1 protein-coding gene is annotated in these 940 nt (G+C 64.7%); it reads right to left on the bottom strand.

Annotated features, from left to right (window positions below; all coding sequences use genetic code 11):
- The coding region (locus tag XI06_RS12890; protein WP_271605479.1) for a chemotaxis protein CheA at window positions 1-940 on the bottom strand (940 nt) is incomplete at both ends.

The raw sequence follows: 940 nt of genomic DNA, 5'->3' as shown, positions 1-940 counted from the left end.
TGTCCTTGATACGCTCGATGCGGTGCTCCGAGTTGGCGCGGGCGCGGACCAGCTCGACCACCGAGAGCTGCGGGATCGCAAAGCGGTCGCCGGCGGCTTCGACGATCAGCGCCGAGACGATCGCAAGCGTCAGCGGGATCTTGATGGTGACGGAAGAGCCTTCACCGGCGACGCTCTTGATGTCGATGGTGCCGCCGATCTGGTCGATATTGGTGCGGACCACGTCCATGCCGACGCCGCGGCCCGAGACCGAGGTGATGGCGGCCGCGGTGGAGAAGCCCGGCGCGAAGATGAACTTGTGGATCTGGGCTTCGCTCATCTTCTCCAGCTCAGCCTCGCTGACGAGACCTGAGGAGAGCGCCTTGGCCTTGATCTTCTCGGTGTTGAGGCCGCGGCCGTTGTCGGCGATGCAGATGATGATGTGGCCGCCCTCGTGATAGGCGGACAGGCGGATGGTGCCCTGCTCGCCCTTGCCGCTCGCAAGACGCTCGGCGGGGGTCTCCAGGCCATGATCGGCGGAGTTGCGCACCATATGGGTGAGCGGGTCCTTGATCAGGTCGAGCACCTGGCGGTCGAGCTCGGTGTCGGCGCCGTGCATCTCCAGCTCGATCTGCTTGCCGAGTTCGCTCGACAGGTCGCGGACAATGCGGGGCAGCTTCTGCCAGGCATTGCCGATCGGCTGCATGCGCGTCTTCATGACGCCTTCCTGCAGCTCGGCGGTGACGTTGGAGAGGCGCTGCAGCGGCACCTTGAACTCGGTGTCCTCGTTGCGCCTTGAGATCTCCAAGAGCTGGTTGCGGGTCAAGACCAGCTCGGAGACCATGGTCATCAAATGCTCCAGCGTGTCCACGTTGACGCGGATCGACTGGTTGGCGATGCTGGCGCCTTCGCCGGCATTCTCGTCGGCCATCGACTTCTTCGGCGCGGCCTTCTCCTTGGG

The organism is Bradyrhizobium sp. CCBAU 11434 (assembly GCF_028128895.1).
GTDB lineage: Bacteria > Pseudomonadota > Alphaproteobacteria > Rhizobiales > Xanthobacteraceae > Bradyrhizobium > Bradyrhizobium zhengyangense.
The sequence above is the reverse complement of the archived record's forward strand: the minus strand, read 5'-3'. Positions and strand labels throughout refer to the sequence as shown.